At 67.0% G+C, this 17,287-nt stretch carries 12 protein-coding genes; 3 read left to right on the top strand and 9 right to left on the bottom strand.

What is annotated here, in order from left to right; translation table 11 throughout:
• The 7 genes from NA11_RS12300 to NA11_RS12275 form a co-directional block, all read right to left on the bottom strand.
• Positions 1–3,181, bottom strand: a 3,181-nt coding sequence (locus NA11_RS12300) for a hypothetical protein (protein WP_069161980.1), incomplete at its 3' end; no start/stop codon positions are given.
• 225 nt (positions 3,182–3,406) lie between these two features.
• Positions 3,407–4,150 carry a CPBP family intramembrane glutamic endopeptidase gene (locus tag NA11_RS12295; protein WP_069161987.1) on the bottom strand — a complete coding sequence of 248 codons (744 nt, stop codon included), beginning with the start codon at positions 4,148–4,150 and terminating at the stop codon, positions 3,407–3,409.
• Positions 4,151–4,360: 210 nt separating this feature from the next.
• Positions 4,361–5,290 (bottom strand): RluA family pseudouridine synthase, encoded by a 930-nt coding sequence (locus NA11_RS12290; protein WP_069161979.1) that lies wholly within the window; start codon positions 5,288–5,290, stop codon positions 4,361–4,363.
• Between the two features lie 102 nt (positions 5,291–5,392).
• Positions 5,393–5,917, bottom strand: a complete 525-nt coding sequence (locus tag NA11_RS12285) for a putative glycolipid-binding domain-containing protein (RefSeq protein WP_069161978.1) — start codon at positions 5,915–5,917, stop codon at positions 5,393–5,395.
• A gap of 10 nt (positions 5,918–5,927) precedes the next feature.
• Complete coding sequence (locus NA11_RS12280; protein ID WP_084654549.1) at positions 5,928–6,380, bottom strand: TIGR03667 family PPOX class F420-dependent oxidoreductase; 453 nt, start codon at positions 6,378–6,380, stop codon at positions 5,928–5,930.
• A gap of 124 nt (positions 6,381–6,504) precedes the next feature.
• Positions 6,505–6,699 carry a hypothetical protein gene (locus tag NA11_RS44730; protein ID WP_141717546.1) on the bottom strand — a complete coding sequence of 65 codons (195 nt, stop codon included), beginning with the start codon at positions 6,697–6,699 and terminating at the stop codon, positions 6,505–6,507.
• A 216-nt stretch (positions 6,700–6,915) separates the two neighbouring features.
• A complete protein-coding gene (locus tag NA11_RS12275) occupies positions 6,916–8,319 on the bottom strand; it encodes an alpha/beta hydrolase family protein (RefSeq protein WP_069161977.1) in 1,404 nt (467 codons plus the stop codon).
• A 245-nt stretch (positions 8,320–8,564) separates the two neighbouring features.
• On the opposite strand from NA11_RS12275, the gene NA11_RS12270 reads away from it, so the two are divergent.
• Together NA11_RS12270 and NA11_RS12265 are read left to right on the top strand one after the other, a co-directional pair.
• Positions 8,565–10,415, top strand: coding sequence for an ABC transporter ATP-binding protein (locus NA11_RS12270; protein ID WP_141717545.1), 1,851 nt, complete (start codon positions 8,565–8,567; stop codon positions 10,413–10,415).
• A gap of 8 nt (positions 10,416–10,423) precedes the next feature.
• Positions 10,424–12,160, top strand: coding sequence for an ABC transporter ATP-binding protein (locus tag NA11_RS12265; protein WP_069161976.1), 1,737 nt, complete (start codon positions 10,424–10,426; stop codon positions 12,158–12,160).
• A gap of 130 nt (positions 12,161–12,290) precedes the next feature.
• Here the strand turns inward: NA11_RS12265 and NA11_RS12260 are convergent, their stop codons facing one another.
• Entirely contained in the window at positions 12,291–12,761 is a 471-nt protein-coding gene (locus NA11_RS12260) for an MTB12 C-terminal domain-containing protein (RefSeq protein WP_069161984.1), read from the bottom strand.
• 269 nt (positions 12,762–13,030) lie between these two features.
• Here NA11_RS12260 and NA11_RS12255 point away from each other — a divergent pair, with 269 nt between their 5' ends.
• Positions 13,031–16,474, top strand: a complete 3,444-nt coding sequence (locus tag NA11_RS12255; RefSeq protein ID WP_439957064.1) for a non-ribosomal peptide synthetase — start codon at positions 13,031–13,033, stop codon at positions 16,472–16,474.
• 46 nt (positions 16,475–16,520) lie between these two features.
• Here the strand turns inward: NA11_RS12255 and NA11_RS12250 are convergent, their stop codons facing one another.
• On the bottom strand, positions 16,521–17,228 hold the full coding sequence (locus NA11_RS12250) for a siderophore-interacting protein (protein WP_069161974.1): 708 nt from the start codon (positions 17,226–17,228) through the stop codon (positions 16,521–16,523).
• Positions 17,229–17,287: the final 59 nt, after the last annotated feature.

The raw sequence follows: 17,287 nt of genomic DNA, 5'->3' as shown, positions 1-17,287 counted from the left end.
AGGGCCTGCGGACTTTGATGGCGGCTTCCAGTGCGCGGGACACGGCTGCCCGCGATACGCCTACTTCGTTGGCGATGCCGGGGGTGGGCCAGGATTCGTCGGCGAGTACCAGGATTTCGGCGAGTTGCTCGACCGGCAGGTTCGACCACCGGCGGCGGACGATTTCACGGGCGATGGCCGAGATTTCGTTGTCCTCGTCGAGGATGTCTTCGTCGTCTTCGTCGTCCAGGTCCTCGTCGTCGAGTTCGGCGACGGGGGGTGGTTCGGGGACGACGCGGGTGGCCGCGGCCACTCGCACTGGCTCGGCAGGTCGGGCGGGCTCGAGGCGCGGTCGAGGCCCGGGCGGGGCGAGGACCTCGTCGAACACCAGCTGTTCGATCTCGGCATCGCTGATGCGACCGGCGCTGGCGGCGGGCGACTTGCCCCGTGCGGTGGCAGGCCGGGAGCCGGTGTCGCCCGAGATCGCCTGGGCTACGGTGTCGGCGATCGTCGCGGCAGCCTTGCGAATGGGGTCACCAGGGTGAGGCTCCTGTGGCTCGTCGCCGAGCGGGGTGTCCGCCGCAGCGGTGGGTTCGGTCCGTTGCCGCTCGCGCGATGCCTCACTCAGCGGAAACTGCTGGACAGTATTATTTTTCGGCCCGGCGCTCCCATTCGTCGACAGCACCCGCCCGTTCGCCGCATTGCCATTAGTTGGCGCGCCGTCACCGGATACCCCGTTGTTCCAGCGGCCATTCACCGATGCGCGCCCCTCCCCGGTGCGGCCATTCGCTGCGGTGCGCTCATCTCCGTTGTGATCGCTAGTTGCGGCGCGGTCGCCCCCGTTGTGGCCGTTGGTTGCGGCGCGCTGGTCTCCGGAGTGGCCGTTGGTTGGCGTGCGCTCATCTCCGTTGTGATCGTTGGTTGCGGCGCGGTCGGCCCCGTTGTGGCCGTTGGTTGCGGCGCGCTGGTCTCCGTTGTGGCCGTTGGTTGGGGTGCGCTCGTGTCCGTTGTGGCCGTTGGTTGCGGCGCGGTCGCCGCCGTTGTAGCCGTTCCTTGCGGTGCGTGCGTCGGGCGTCGCCGACGCTTCGTCGACGACGAATGCCATGCTCGGCGGCGCCTGCACATCGTCCCTGTCCGTCCTGCCATTTGGCTGATCGAACGGAAATGGCTGCACGGCATGCCCATTGGTCGAGGAGGCACCGTCGTGCTGCGTGCCGTGGGCAGTTATCGGCAGCGGATGCCCGTTGGCGGCCGAGAATGGCTGAGACACTGGATCGTTGGAGGTGTGCTGGTCCGACTCGACGGCGATGAGCTCGTCCGCGAGGCGACGGCCTTCACCTGGTACGAAACGCGCGGCGTGGCCGTTGGCCGTCGGGTGAGCGTCTTCCGTTGGCTGGCTGGTGTGCGAGTGCCCATTGGTCTGGTGGGCGGTATGCCCAGACGCTGCCGCCCGACTGTCCGAGAACGACTGTCCCGGATGCCCGTTGGTCGCGTTCTTGTCGCTTGTCGCGGGTTCGTCGGACGGCTGCTGCGCGGTGTCAGGTGGGAACGACCGGCCCGCATGCCCGTTGGTCACTGCGCTGGCGTCTTCCGTTGGCTGGCTGGTGTGCGAGTGCCCGCTGATCTGCTGGGCGGTATTCCTAGACGCTGCCGCCCGACTGTCCGAGAACGACTGTCCCGGATACCCGTTGGTCGCGTTCTTGTCGCTCGTCGCGGGTTCGTCGGACGGCTGCTGCGCGGTGTCACGCGGGAATGACCGGTCCGCAAGTCCGTTGGCCGTTGCGCGGGCGTCTTCTGATGGCTGGCTGGTGCGAGGCGAATGTCCGTTGGTCCGGTGGGAGATGTCGTCAGGGAACGCCTGCCCCGCACGGCCATTGGCGGCGTCTTCGATGCTGGTCGCGGGCTCGCCCGGCAGCGGGTGCATGAGGTGACCTGGAAGGGGCGAACCGGAATGTCCGTTGGTGCCGACGTTGTCGGTAGTCATTGGCTCGCCGAGCGACTGGTGCATGAGGTCACGGGGGAAGGTTCGACCCGCATGTCCGCTGCTGGCGACGTTGTCGGTAGTTATCGGCTCGCCGGGCAGCTGGTGCGCGGTGGTGTCCGAAAACGTATGCGCCGCGTGGCCGTTGGTCGTCGGGTGGGCATGCTCCGACACGGTGCGCGGGAACGCGGGGACGTGAGGGAGGTCGGTCGTGTTGGTGGAGAACGATGGCACCGCATGCCCGTTGCTTGCCGGAAGGTCGGCGTGCTCGAGCTGTTCCGCCGCGCCTGGATCGTGGTCGGATCGCGTTCCTGCCGGGGGCATACCCCGGCTCGCGTCGCCGTACGTCGGCGAAAATCGATCGTCCTCCGCACGGCCGAGCACCCACTGGTTGGTCGACATGTCGAGAGTCATCCCGATGCGCGCATCGCGTTCCGCGTTGACCCGGCGCACCGGCTCGTGGTCGACTACCGGCGCTCCGTCGATGAGCAGCGCGTACCGCGCGGAAACCCAAGCGTGCAACCAGATCACGACGCCGACCATCACGGGGGCGATCGCGTATTCGGCGGCGCGGCCGTAGGCGCCGGAGGCCAGATGTGGGCCTGCGTTGAGCGCGATGGTGGTGCCGAGCAGTGCGGTTTCGAAGAAGATCACCTTGCCGCGGGCCAGTTCGCGTCCCCAGCGGGCTGCGGTGGTCGCGGCGACCATGATGGTGATGATCGGGATCGAGATCATCGCTTCGATGCCGTAGCTCAACCAGTACAGCGGGTCGGACATGTCGCCGCTCGGCACCAGGTTGTGCTGCACGTTGACACCGGCCCACACCATGCCGAGCACGACGACGGCGATCAGTGCCCGCGACGACCATTCGGCCCGCTTATACAGCTGCGCCAGCCGCGCATCCTCGCTGGACACCCGCCGCCGGGCCGCGAGCGCTCGCCGATGCCAGCGCGCGTCTGCCTCGTCGGCTCGTCGAATGTTCGCCGAGCTCTGCCGGTCTCGCTTCTCGGCGGCCAGCTCTTCCTCGACCGCCCGCCGCCGCTGCTTGCGCCGCTGGGCCCGAACCCATTCCGCGAGTTCGCGTTCCGCCGCGATCTCCCCTTCGGACATCACCTCGAAAAGCGCGGAATCATGCTGCAGCGGCAATTTCCCGCGAGCTGTCTCGACCCGCTGCGCCAACGCGGCGATCTCGGAACTACCGGTCGATTGTTCGTCGCGCATCGCGAGCCTTCCCGGAGCAGATCGTCAGTCAGACCTACTTGCTCGAACATATGTGTGATCGGAGTGAGATTAGACCGACCGCAGTCCGAGGTCAATGCCGACGCTCGAAAACCCGTGCGAATATTCGGTTGTCCTCGGGTGATCTTGTGACACGCCGATTCGGGCAACCCGCCGCCGAGCCCGCGCATCGAAAACCGAAGGAATTCCGCTGGGAAGGTGACGAATTCAGGTCAGGGTGGTGTGCCACACGATGGCGGCGGCGAGCGCGCCCGCACCGTTGACCGACCAGTGCAGCGCTATCGGCGCGAGCAGGCTGCCGCTGCGCCGCCGCAGCCAGGTGAAGACGACTCCTGCGCCTGCGGTGGCGGCCACCGCGAGCAGAATTCCGATGACCTGACCGGCGACACCGCCGCCCACAAAGCCGGCGAGCCCACGATTACTACTGGTGAGGCCGAGCGAAGAGGCGATATGCCACAGCCCGAAAAGCAGCGATCCGGCAGCGAAGACGCCACGGACTCCGTAAACCCGGTCGAGCGTGCCGTGCAGCACGCCGCGAAACGCCAACTCTTCCGGTATCACCGTCTGCAGCGGGATCACGATCATCGAGGCAACCAGCGCACCGGAAATGGTCGCGTAGCGGTCGGCGAGAAAGAACGGCCGCGTGATCGGCAGCGCCGCCCCGATCGCGACCGCCGCGAGGACCACGCCGACGGCGCCGAGCGCGTAGAGCGTCCCGCGCCGCCAGTGCCTCGGTGAAAGACCGAGCTCATGCCAGTGCAGGCCGCGCCTGCGCACCAGTGCGAGCAGCACGATGGCCGCCACGGGCACGGTCACGATGCTGGCCCACGCGGTGGTGAAATGAGCGATCAGATTGGTGCCTGCCAAGACGACGACGACCACGGCCACATCGATATACGCATGCATTTTGTGGCGAGGCGGGGTCGCTTCCTCGAGGTCCTGTGCGAGCATCCCGCCTAGTGTACGGATCGGCGTCAAGGCCGCAGTTTGGTTGTCCATTTGCTCCCGCAGTACCCGAATTGGTCGGATCTATCGGTCTCACCGTGCCGCAGCACGCAACGCGTTAATCTGACTAGAACTTGTTTCAGCCGAAGGAGCCGCGCCCGGCGTGGCCTGAGCCACCGCGGCGGGCGCAACGGGTCGGCTGACCTTTCCGTGCGGTCAGCCGACCCACCCGTCCGGATCGCGCCAGGCCTGCAGGCTGAACGTGGTGTCGAAACGCCGCGGCTGCCCGCTGATCGGATCGGTGAACGCGAGCGACGCCGCAAGCAACTGCAGCGGCCGCGTGAAATTGTCGACCGGCTTATCGGTGAGCACCGGATAGAAATCGTCGCCGAGAATCGGGATGCCGAGGCTGTTCATATGCAGCCGCAGCTGATGGGTCCGTCCGGTCACCGGCCGCAACCGGTAGCGGCCGAGCCCGCCGCGCTGCTCGAGCAGTTCGATCGAGGTCTCGGCATTGGGTTCGCCCGCAACCTCTTGCGCCGCCAAGACATGCTTCTCTTTCACGATCCGGCTACGCACCACACGCGGCAACTCCAGATCGGGATCGAACGGCGCGATCGCCTCGTATTCCTTATTGACCGTGCGCTTGTGGAACATCGTCTGATAGGCCCCGCGCCGCGCCGGATTGATGATGAACAGCACCAGCCCTGCTGTCACCCGATCCAACCGATGCGCCGGAATCAGCTCGGGGAGCTCGAGGTCCTGGCGCAGCCGCACCAACGCGGTCTGCAGAATGTGCTGGCCGCGTGGAATGGTGGCGAGAAAGTGCGGCTTGTCCACCACGAGCAGGTCGTCGTCGCGGTGCACCACGGTGATGTCGAACGGCACCGGCGTCTCGGTGGGCAGATCGCGGTGGAACCACACCGCACCGCCGGGTGCGTACGGGGCGTCCGGCGCGATCGGACCGTCGAGGTCAACGATCCCGCCGTCGCGCAGCAGCTCATCGATCCGAGCCGGATCGACCCTTGGCAGCCGCTCGACCAGATGGTCGCGGATCGTCGCCCAATCACCGGCTTCCGGCAGCCGGAGCCGGGCCGGATCCAGGCCGTGCCGCTTGGGCAACGGCGGTTGCTGCCGCCTTCTCATCGGCATCGACCCTAGTCGTCGGCCCATCCGGACCGACGATGCGGCCGGTCAGTATGCGCGAACGGCGATGCCCGGGTAGTCGAGAACGAATCCGGACTCGTCTTAGGTGAGCGTGCTGGTGAAGTCGAATTCGGGTGCGGCGTACGCGAAGCGCTGCCGCGCACCGTCGTCCTCGATCCGGCGGTAGCGCTGCTCGAGTCGGGTCACCGTCAAGGTGTCGACATCGACATAAGCCGCGGGTGCCTCCGCGCTCTCGCCGATCTCGCACCCGAGCCGATGCACTGGGAAGGCGTTGGTCAGCGCCGACGCCGCCAGATCGACATCGAGACAGCCGTCGAGGCTGTCGAATCGGGTGCCGTCGACCGTCCAGATCCCCGTTCCGTCGGTGACCAGTTCGACCACGTGCTTGCCGTCAGGAGCGCGACTGGTCACCCTGGCGCGCCTGGTGTGCCATGACGGGTCGAGCGTGATCTCGTAGCCCACCGCGAACACCCGCCCGTCCTCGACCGCGGTGACCCATCCGTCGATCTGGATCCCGGCCGTGGTCACCGCCAGGAACGCGCTCTCGAAACCAACGCGTGCGTCGCGATGCTGCCACGCGGCCGTGGCGGGCGGCGGCTGGAACATCGCGTCCGATTCAGAAGCCGCGCAAGCGGTCCGGGCTGATCCGGACAACGGCGGAGTACTCGGTATAGAACTGGTCGGCGGTCATCGAGAGGCTCTTCAGTCCGCGGGCGTACTTCTCGGTGTAGGCGGCGATCTCGTCAGCAGAGGCGCCCGCTTCATCGACGCGTGCGGTGCCGGTGAGCACGACGACGTCACCGCCATACTTGGTGGCGTTCAGATTCAGCGAGACCCGCGGATTGCGGATCAGGTTGCGCACCTTCGCCTGGTCGGGCTGGCTGAACAGCAGGATCTCGTCATTGCCCCACTGGAACCAGACCGGGTTGGGCTGCGGAGTGCCGGAGCTGCCGACGGTGGTCAGCCAGATCACCTCTTCGCGCTGGAAGCGGTCGATCACCTTGGCACCGAAATCGGTGTCCGGGTCGACGACAGGGCCGAGGGAACGTTCGGATGCCGTTGTGGTCATAGCTGGGACAACACCACGGCACCCTGGCGGATTCCGATACGCGGATATCCGCCATCCCTGGTGGGTGACCGCCGCTGCCCGCGCCGCCGCCGCGCGGCACTGCCTCGGTGTGCGCATCGGCGGTCTACGGCGTAGCCCGCTCGTCGAGGACCATCCGCTTGGCCTCGACCAGCGTCCGCCTGGCCCGCCTGCGCATCCGGCACGCGTCGACACTGCAACTCAAATGCACTTGCATCGCGCGGTGTGCTTGTTCCGGCGTCAGTTCGCCGGGATCGACCGAACAGGACGCAATTGTGGAAATGATCTGTGTAACAAACATATTCGTGACTCCATGGCCAGTGTTTCCGTACGGAGGGAAATCTAGCTATGTCTCGGCGCTATCGGGCCTGGTTGCCTAGTCGTTCACAGAGCATTACCCAACGTGATGGGCGGCTGAAATCCTCGAGCCCTTAATTGTTTTCGCAGATGTCCGGGACAAGTCCGCAGTGCGACAACCTATTCGGCCGACGCGTGGGATTTGTCGAGTGGTTTCCAGCTATCGGACCGGCCCGCCGTGAATATTCCGGTACTTGGCGGCCGCGGCCGCGGTGTCCCCGTGGCCGATGCCGAGCGGATCCTGCAGGAACGCCATCAGGATGTCGTTGGTCGCGCGCTGTGTCTGCCTCGGCCCGCGAGAACCACCGATGAATTGGGCAACCAGGTGCCTGGCCGGGTCGGCGAGAAACCGCGGCGCGTCGGTGAAGCTGTAGTGGTTGGCCTCGGCGATCTCGTAGCGGAAGCCCGGCGCGCGCAGCCGATCCAGCAGCGCACGGTTGCCGTCCAAGTACTGCGCGGAGTGGCCGGTTTCCGAATGATCGCTCTCCAGCAACAGGAACGGTTTCGTCAGCGCCTGCTGGGGGAGGGTGCCATACAACGTCCCATCGATATTCGCGGCCGCCGTGAGACGTGGATCGCTCGCGAGTGCCGCGGCGGCGGTCGCGCCGCCGAACGAATGTCCGATGGCAGCAACATGTTCGGTGTCGAGGCGATCGGACAGTCGGGCGCCGAACCCGCCCGGCCGCCCGAGCTGATCTACCACGAAGCGCAGATCCGCCGTGCGGACATCGAGTTGCGCACTCATATAACGGGATTGGTCCGGATCATCGTCGAGAAAGCGCTGCTGTTGCGTCGCGATCGTGCCGTCGACCAGCTCCGTGACCGCCACCTCGTAGGGGTGATCCACCGCAAAAACGACGACACCCCGGCTGGCCAGATCGGCGATCAACCCGGTGTAAAAGCCGCGGGGAGCGCCGTATCCGGGCGAGAACAACACCACAGGCCAGCGCGCCCGGTCGGCACTGACCGGAACCCCGGTCCGCCCGTGCGTGTCGATCCGCCCGTAGCCGCGCATGAGGCATGCGGGCAACACCGTCACCTGCTCGGGTAGTCGATCCAGGCCGTCGAGGTAGGTCGATGGTGTTCCGGAAACCGCTGGGTCGGCGGGATACCACGCTTGCACAACGACATTGCGGTGGTCGTCGGCCGAATCCGTTGCGGTCTCCGATCGTTGCGGATCGACCAGGCGAAAGACCTCGGTCCCCACCGCATACGGGCCGGTCGGTCTCGGCAGGTTCGGCACCGGCACCAGCAGCCAGGCGATCCCGGCAACCACCACCAGAATCCCGACGCCGCCGCGGGCGACACCGACCCACCTGCGCCGCCAGGTGGACTGCCGATCTCGATCACGCTGCGCGACCACCAGCCCGGCGGCGCCGCAAACCAGTACATACGTCGGCGCGAACTGCCAGTAGAACCCCTCGACAATCCACTGAGCCACGCCTCCGACGGCGAGCACGGGCAGCAGCACGAGGGTGCCCCAGCGCGCGAGGCGCCGAGACGCTATCGCCGTCACCGCGTACGCGATGGCGCCGAGCGCCAGGAGAACATCCATGACCGACATGCGCCGCTGACCTTCCGCTCCGTGATCGGTTCGCCTCGGCTGCGCTGCCCGCTCCGAACCCGAGTACCAGCGTGCGGCACGGACCGGCGCCCGCGCGTCGACAGCAGGTCGCGACTGCGTCATCCAGCAGGATGACCCGCCGTAGTCCTTAGTAACTTAGGCTAACCTATCTTCTTGATCGGTTCTATGTGAGGATGGGCCCGATTCCGACGAGGCATCCCACGATGGTCGAGAGGCGACAACACATGACGGTGGAGGTCGAGCCGCTGCCTGCGGCGGAGACGGGGAACCGCCCAACCAAAGCGGCGGCCAAGGCGCTCAAACAGCAGGAAGCATTGGCGCGCAAGGAGATCCTCGCGCCGGTGCAGGGCATGCTGACGCTCGCGAGCGTCATCGTCGCGGTGGCTTCGGTGTGTACCGTCGTGCCGTTCGTGCTGATCGTCGCGGCCTGCCGGGAACTGCTCGCCGAGCAGGTCGACACCGATCAGGTCTGGCAGCTGGTCTGGGCTGCGACGATCATCCTCGTGATCCGCGGCCTGCTCCAGGCCGCCGCGCTGACCTGGGCGCATCTGGTCGACGCGGGATTCCAGCTGACGGTCCGCCAGGCGCTCGCCGCCAAGTTGACCAGGGTCCCGCTCGGCTGGTTCGGCGAGCGCACCTCCAGCGAGGTGAAGCGTTTCCTACAGGACGATGTCGAGGCGCTGCACTATCTGGTGGCGCACGCGCGGCTGGACTTCATCGGCGCGTTGGTCGTTCCGGTGGTCACCCTCGGCTATCTGGTCACCGTCGACTGGCGACTCACCCTGGTGCTGCTTATTACGTTGGCCGTCTACGCGTTCGCGCTGAGCAAGATGATGAACCAGGACGGCCGCGACCGGCTTGCCGTCTACACCCGGTGGGAGAAGCGGGTGCAGGAGGCCACCGTCGAATTCGTCGACGGCATTCAGGTGGTGCGCGCGTTCGGACAGGCAGGCAAGGCGCACAGCGTGTTCCAGGACGCGGTCGACAACCAGGCCCGCAGCTTCGACCGCTGGAAGACGCCGATGATCCGGCTGCAATCGGTGTCCGACATCGTGATCATGCCGGTGTTCGTGATGCTGGTGATCGTCCTTGCCGGACTCGGCGCAGTCCGGCTCGACTGGCTGGCCCCGCTCGATGTGCTGCCGTTCCTGCTGGTCGGACTCGGACTCGGCAGTGCGCTGATGAGTCTGGGTTACGGCGGACAGGCGCTGCGGACTGCGGGCGCCGCGGCGGTGCGACTACACGAGTTGCAGCAGACGCCCGAATTGGTGTCGGGTTCCGGCGACGCGCAGGAGCGGGACGACACACAAGCCGGTGTCGTCCGATTCGAGTCGGTGGCCTTCGGCTACCGGTCGGACCGCCAGGTGCTGCACGACGTCGATATAGCGCTGGCGCCAGGCACTCTCACCGCGCTGGTCGGCCCGAGCGGCTCGGGCAAGTCGACCCTCGCCAAGTTGCTGCCCCGCTTCTACGACGTCGACTCCGGTCGAATCGCCATCGCGGGACGCGATATTCGCGACTATTCGACCGAAGAGCTCTATCGCACGGTCGGTTTCGTCTTCCAGGACGTGCGGCTGATCCGCGGGACGATCCGGGACAACCTGCGCTTGGCCGACGAGAACGCCGACGACGCGGCGCTGGAGCGGGCAGCGCGCGCGGCCCAGATCCACGACCGCATCGTGGCGCTGCCGCGCGGCTACGACTCCGAGATCGGCGTCGACGCCAGCCTGTCCGGTGGTGAGGCGCAACGGCTCTCGGTCGCCAGGGCGCTGCTCGCGGACACTCCCGTGCTCGTCCTCGACGAGGCGACCGCCTTCGCCGACCCGGAATCCGAGGCGGCGGTGCAGGACGCACTCGCGGTACTTGTCGCAGGGCGGACGGTGCTGGTCATCGCGCACCGCCTGCACACCATCACCGGCGTCGACCGAATCCTGGTGTTGGAGAACGGCACCGTGGTCGAACATGGCGACCACCAGAGTCTGGTCCGCGCAGGCGGGACCTATCAGCGGCTGTGGGAAATCAACGAGGCGGCGGTCGGCGCGGTCTCGCTCATCGACACGAAGGCGGCGGAATGAGAGGCTCGATGATTCGCAAGGTTCTCGGGCTCGTCCCGGACGAGTTCGCCCCTCTGACACCGAAACTGCTCGCCGTGATCACGCTGCAGGCGCTGTGCCAGGCTGTCGCGTACCTCCTGCTGATCCCGGTGCTGGAGGCGCTGTTCGACGACGACCTCGGCCGGGCCGAGGTGTGGGTGCTGCTGATGGTGGCCGCCGTCGCCGGTGTCGCGATCTTCAGCTACCTGCAGGCGTCGACCGGGTTGCGGATGGCCGTCGGCATGCAACGCGGGCTGCAGACCAGGATCGGCGATCACCTCAACGCGCTGCCGCTCGGCTGGTTCGAAACCCACAGTGCCGGACCGCTGTCGCGGCTTGCCGTTGAGAATGTGCGCGAAATCCAGGGCGCCGTCGCGTATCTGATTGCCAAGGTGCTCAGCAGCATCCTGGTACCGCTTGCGGTAGCGGTGGGCATGCTGTTCATCGACTGGCGGATCGCGCTCACCATGCTGCTCGCAGCGCCCGTGCTCTTCGTGGTCAACAACCTCGCCAACCTGGCCTACAGCCGTTCCGACGCGCAGGTGCACGCTGCCGCCTCCGAGGCGGACAGCAGGGTGGTGGAATTCGCGCAGGCACAACCGGTCCTGCGCGCGTTCGGCGCGGTCGGTGCAGGCAATCGCGCGCTGGAGGCGGCGCTGCACCGGCAGCGGTCGGCATCCTCGCGGATGCTCTTCGCGTCCGTGCCTGGCTTGATCGTGTTCTCGCTGTTCGTCCAGGCTGTGTTCTTGGTGCTTGCCTACATCGTGGTGAGCCGCGCCACCGGCGGCGCGATTTCGGCGGCGGCGGCGATTGCGCTGATCGCAGTGAGTTCGCGGTTCATCGAGCCGCTGAATCAGGCTGCCCTGCTCGGCACCGGCTTGCGTGGTGCCGCCGCGGCCATCGATCGGGTGACCGAGTTGCTGGCCGAGCCGATGTTGCCCGAGGCAACCGCGGCGGTCACGCCGGGTGCTCCCTCGGTGGTCTTCGACAATGTGAGCTTCGGTTATCGGCCTGGCGAGCCGGTGGTTTCGGAGTTGACCTTCAGCGTCCCTGCGGGCACGACCACGGCGATCGTCGGGCCGAGCGGCGCGGGCAAGACCACGTTGTTGCGCCTGGCCGCGCGGTTCTACGACACCGACTCGGGCCGCGTGGTGGTCGGCGAGCACGACGTCAGGGATCAGCCGTCGGCGACGCTGCTCGACCAACTGTCGCTGGTCTTCCAGAACGTCTATCTCTTCAATCGCTCTGTGGCGGACAATATTCGGATCGGCAAACCCGACGCCACCGACGCCGAGGTGTGGCAGGCGGCCGAGGCGGCGCGCGTCGACGAGATCGTCGAGCGCCTGCCCGATGGGCTGAACACGGCGGTCGGCGAGGGTGGCGCGGCATTGTCCGGCGGTGAGCGGCAACGAGTTTCGATCGCTCGCGCATTGCTCAAGGACGCGCCGATCGTGCTGCTCGACGAGGCGACCAGCGCGCTCGACCCGCACAGCGAGGCGGTGGTCGTGCGCGGCGTGCACCAGCTCACCAGGGACAAGACGGTGATCGTTGTGGCCCACCGGCTGGCAACCATCGCGCACGCCGACCAGATCCTGTTTCTCGACGGCGGCCGGATCGTCGAACGCGGTACGCACACGGAGCTTTTGGCCGCGGGCGGGCGCTATGCCGACTTCTGGAACGAGCGCTCGCGCGCGTCGGGCTGGCGGCTGGAACCTGCCGCGGTCTGACAATCCTCGAACGAGAATGCCGCCCGTTACCTCAGGTAGCGGGCGGCGTTCGTCGTCGGTCCTCGCCCGCAAACGACGAAGTGCCCCGCATCATGCGGGGCACTTCGGTTGGTGCGCTGGCGAATCGGTGTCAGCAGCCCGTTCCGACGAAATTGCCGATGGTGCAGACCGACTCCTTGGTCAGCTTCCAGGTGCCGCCGACCTGGCGCCACGACAGCTCGAAGTACCAGGGCTCGTAGCCATCGGTCGAGGTCAGCAGCCTGGCGTTGACCAGGTCGCCGTCGACCGTTACCGGGCCGACGACGTCCCAGCGCCAGCTCGCGGGCGCGATCGCGATCAGGGCGGCGGCGCGGTCGAACGCGCCGAGGCCTGCCTCGCCGTTCTCGAGCTCGGCGGCCCTTGTTGCGCGCGGGGCGTTCACGTTGAAGAGGATGGCCACTTTGGCACGCAGTTCGCCGGTGCCCGGCGCCTTGGCGTGTAGCGGAGCGACGAGCGGGGCGGCCTGGGCGACCGTGCTGGTGGCAACGGTGCCGAGCGTGCCGGTCAGGACCGCGGCGGCCACCGCGATGGCACCGAGGGTCTTGCGGCTGGTTCCGTTCATCTGTTCATTCCAATCATTCGTGTAGAGCGCGCACACATGGTCGGGTCGAACGCGCCCTCCCACTGTAAGGTAAGGCTATGCAAACTAGACCACGGGTTTGCTGAAATATGGCCGTGATCCTTGGCACCGCAGTCGGTACATAGGTTAGGCAACCCTATTTTGTTGGGCTACCCTGATCGGGTGCGGGCTTGCCGCGGGATCGAGGAGTGACAGCAGTGACGGAGTCAAGGCAGCGGGGGAACGGGGTCGATGCGGTCGCCGGAGTGACGGTGACCACCGACGAGGTCCGCGACGCGGTTGCCACGCAACTCGGCATCGCTACGGTCGACATCGCCGACGAGGCGGACCTGATCCAGCTCGGCCTGGATTCCATTCGCACCATGAAGCTGGCGGGCGCGTGGCGCAAGCGCGGCTACGACGTCAACTTCGCCGCGCTGGCCGCGGCGCCGACGGTCTCGGACTGGCGCAGAATCCTGCTGGCCGGTGCGCCCCCCGCCGCGGCCGATGCCCCAGCCATGGAGCCCGAAGCTGCACCCGCACCGGATGATTCCGCGCCGTTCCCGCTGGCCACCATGCAACACGCCTACTGGATCGGCCGCGCCGACGAGCAGGAACTCGGCGGTGTCGCCGCACACCTCTACGTCGAATTCGATGGCGGCCCTATTGATCCGGATCGGCTGGAACGCGCAGTGGCCGACTTGGTCGCGGCGCATCCGATGCTGCGCACCCGCTTCCTGCCGGACGGCACTCAGCAGACGATGACCGCGCCGGGGCGGAGCGTTTTCGCGGTGGTCGACCTTCGCGGGCAGACCGAGGGCGCCGTCGAGCAATCGCTGGAGCACCTACGCGATCAGAAAACTCACCAGCGCTTGGCGATCGAGGACGGGCAGGTCTTCGATGTGACACTCACCCTGCGCGACGACGACCGGACTCGCCTGCATCTCGACGTCGACATGCTGGCAGGCGACGCGATGAGCTACCGGGTGCTCGTCGGCGATCTCGCCGAGTTGTACGGCGGCGCAACGCTGCCCGCCGAGACCTATAGCTATCGCCGGTACCGCACCGAGCGCGCCGTCGACACTGCCGCGTACGAGCGCGACCGGCAGTGGTGGCAGCAGCGCCTGCCCGAGTTGCCGGGCGCTCCGGAGCTGCCGACCACCCCCGTCGGCGAGCGAGCCGAGCCGAATCGCACTGTCCGTTACGACTATTGGCTGGCGCCGGAGTCGAAGCAGCGACTGCTCGCCGCCGCCCACGAGCGCGGCATCACCCCCGCGATGGCACTGGCCGCGGTGTTCGCCGAGACCATCGGCGGCTGGTCGGCGCAGAGCCGGTTCTTGTTGAATGTGCCACTGTTCCATCGCGAACCGGTACATCCGGGCATCGACCGGGTCGTCGGCGATTTCACCTCATCGATCATGCTCGACGTGGACGTCACCGAGAACGTGACGGTCGCAGAACGGGCGATGGCGTTGCAGCGCAGCATGCACGACAAGGGCGCGCACGCAGCATATTCCGGGCTGGAAGTGCTGCGCGATCTCGGCAGGCATCGCGGCGAACCGGTGCTCGCGCCTATCGTGTATACGAGTGCGCTCAATCTGGGCGAGCTGTTCGCCGAGTCGGTCACCGACACCTTCGGTGAGCCGGTGTGGATCATTTCGCAGGGTCCGCAGGTGCTGCTCGACGCACAGGTCACCGAGGTCCGCGGCGGGCTGCTGCTCAACTGGGACGTCCGCGAAGCCGCCTTCCCCTCTGGCGTGATCGACGCCATGTTCGCCAGCTACACCGAGGCGATCGCCCGGCTCGGCGAGGGTGCGGCAGGCTGGGAAGCCGAAGCGCCGGTGCGACTTCCGGTGGCGCAGGCCGCAGTCCGGGCGACCGTGAACGCCACCGACGGACCTGTCAGCGGGCGCTGTCTGCACGAGGGTCTGTTCGAGTATGCGCGGACAACGCCCGACGTGCCTGCTGTGCTGTGGACCCGCGATGGCGTCGGTGGTGGCTTGACCTACCGGAAACTCGCCGCACAGGCGCTCGCGGTCGCGGGTGCGTTGCGCGACAACGGGGTCGAACCCGGCGCCACGGTGGCGGTGCAGCTGCCCAAGGGGCCGGACCAGATCGTCGCGGTCCTCGGTGTGCTCGCCGCCGGTGCCGCTTATGTGCCCATCGGATTCGATCAGCCGGCTGCGCGCCGGGCGGAGATCTTGCAGACCGGTGATGTGGTCGCCGCGCTCACCGTCGCTGGCGCCGACATGGGTCCGCAGGTGCGGTGTGTGCCGATCGATGCCGCGCGCGACTATCCGAATCCCTTGTCCGAGGCGGTGATCCCGGACACCGGCGCCATTGCCTATGTGCTGTTCACCTCCGGCTCGACCGGCGTGCCGAAGGGTGTCGACGTTCCACACCGTGCCGCGATGAACACCATCGACGCGGTGAACGACTGGTTCGAGGTCGGTCCCGCTGATCGGGTGCTCGGCCTGTCCGCTCTGGAGTTCGACGCCTCGGTCTACGACATGTTCGGGATGTTCTCGGTGGGCGGATCGGTGGTCGCGCTCGACGCGGCTCAGCGGGCCGAGGCGACGTCCTGGGTGGAACTGCTTCGGCAACAACGGGTTTCGATCCTCAACTGTGTGCCGGCCATGCTCGACATGGTGTTGGAGATCGGCGGCGACGAACTGGGTGACTCGCTGCGTGCGGTGACCCTCGGCGGTGACTGGGTCGGTGCCGATCTGGCTCGCAGGCTGGCCCGTCAGGTGCCGGGTTGCCGGTTTTCGGGTCTGGGCGGTGCAACCGAGACGGCCATTCACAACACCATCTGCGAGGTTGCCGACCCGCCGGCAGACTGGGCGACGGTGCCTTTCGGTGTGCCGCTGCGCAATGTGCGCTGCCGGGTCGTCTCCGCCGCAGGCCGGGATTGCCCGGACTGGGTGCCTGGTGAATTCTGGGTGGGCGGAGCAAACGTGGCCGCCGGCTACCGCAACGATCCGGAGCGCACGGCGCAACGATTCGTCGAACATGAAGGCTTGCGCTGGTATCGGACCGGTGACATGGCGCGGTACTGGCCGGACGGCACCATCGAGTTCCTCGGCCGGGCCGACCATCAGGTGCAGATCCGTGGCTATCGGGTTGAGCTCGGCGAGGTCGAGACCGCGCTGCGGACGGCGCCGGGGGTGCGTCACGCCGTCGCCGCCGTGGTGGGCGAGAGTTCGCCGAAACTGGTTGCGGCAGTGTCCGGTGCGACCTGTCTTGCCGCCGACATCGTCGCCACGGTGTCGGAGTTGCTACCCGGCTATATGATTCCGACCCGGATCGAGCTCCTCGAGCAGATGCCGTTGACCGGCAACGGAAAGCTGGACCGGCGGGCCGTGATCGCGCTGCTGGCACCAGCGGCGGCTGACCTGACCGACAGCCGGCCGCGCACCGATGTGGAAGCCGCGCTTGCCGATATCGTCGGCGGCGTACTCGGTGGCGGCACCATCGGTGTGCACGACGACTTCTTCGAGCGTGGCGGTGATTCGGTGCTCGCAACCACGGTCATTGCCAGGGTGCGTGAGTGGCTCGACGCGGACCACGCATTGGTCGCCGATATTTTCGCGGCACGGACCATCGCGGGACTCGCGCAACGCCTGGAGGCCAAGGATTCTCGGTTGCCGCAGGTGGCCAAGATGTACCTCGAGGTGGCCGCGATGAGCGACGACGAGGTGCTGGCACAGACCTAGGAGGAAGGCCGGGGGTGCCTCGCTCGGTGGGCGAGGCACTGTCGAACTACTTCCAGTAGGGCAGGTACTTCATCGAGGATTTGGGTAGTTTGTGTGTCGTCTTGAGCGTCTTGGCGATGGATCGAGTGGTGTTGCCGTCGCAGCACGCCCACGCGAAATTGTCCTGCGCGCACTCGATCTCGTGCGCCTGCTCGCGCAGTAGCCTGCCGTTGTCGATGCGCTGCAGCCAGGTCACCTGGTGGTGCGGCTTGTTGCGCACCGGCAGCGAGGTGTCGGATTCGTGCTGCCATTCCAGCCAGACCCGGGCCGGGGTGTCGCCGATGGCATCGAGCAGCGAGTTGATCGCGGGCAGCGAGGCGGTGTCGCCGAAGATCACATACTCGGCCGGATCGGTCTCGGGCAGTTGGAAATCCGAGCCGAGGACGGAGACCTCGAGCTCGTCGCCAACGGCGGCGCGCTGTGCCCATGCACTGGCCGGACCGCCGTGCAGCGCGAATTCGATGAAGAAGTGGTCGTTCTCGGGATCCTGATCGACCAGCGTGTACGGGCGGTGGTGCAGCTTGTCGGTGGCGGCGTCGGGAATCCAGAGCCGGACGAACTGGGTGGGGTGGGCCGGGTGGTCGGCGAGCAATCCGCCCGCGGCGAACCCGATACGCAGGTACTTCTCGGTGACGTTCTCGGTCGAGGTCACGCGCAGTCGGTAGTCGTCGGCGCGCCACATCTTCATGATGACGCCGTTCGTTCCTTTGCCCATGCCATTAGGTTAGCCTAAGTATATTTGGAAGTCTTGCGGTGGCGTCGATTCGACGGGGG

Origin of the sequence: Nocardia altamirensis NBRC 108246, from assembly GCF_001612685.1 — a bacterium.
Taxonomy (GTDB): Bacteria; Actinomycetota; Actinomycetes; order Mycobacteriales; family Mycobacteriaceae; genus Nocardia; species Nocardia altamirensis.
The sequence above is the reverse complement of the archived record's forward strand: the minus strand, read 5'-3'. Positions and strand labels throughout refer to the sequence as shown.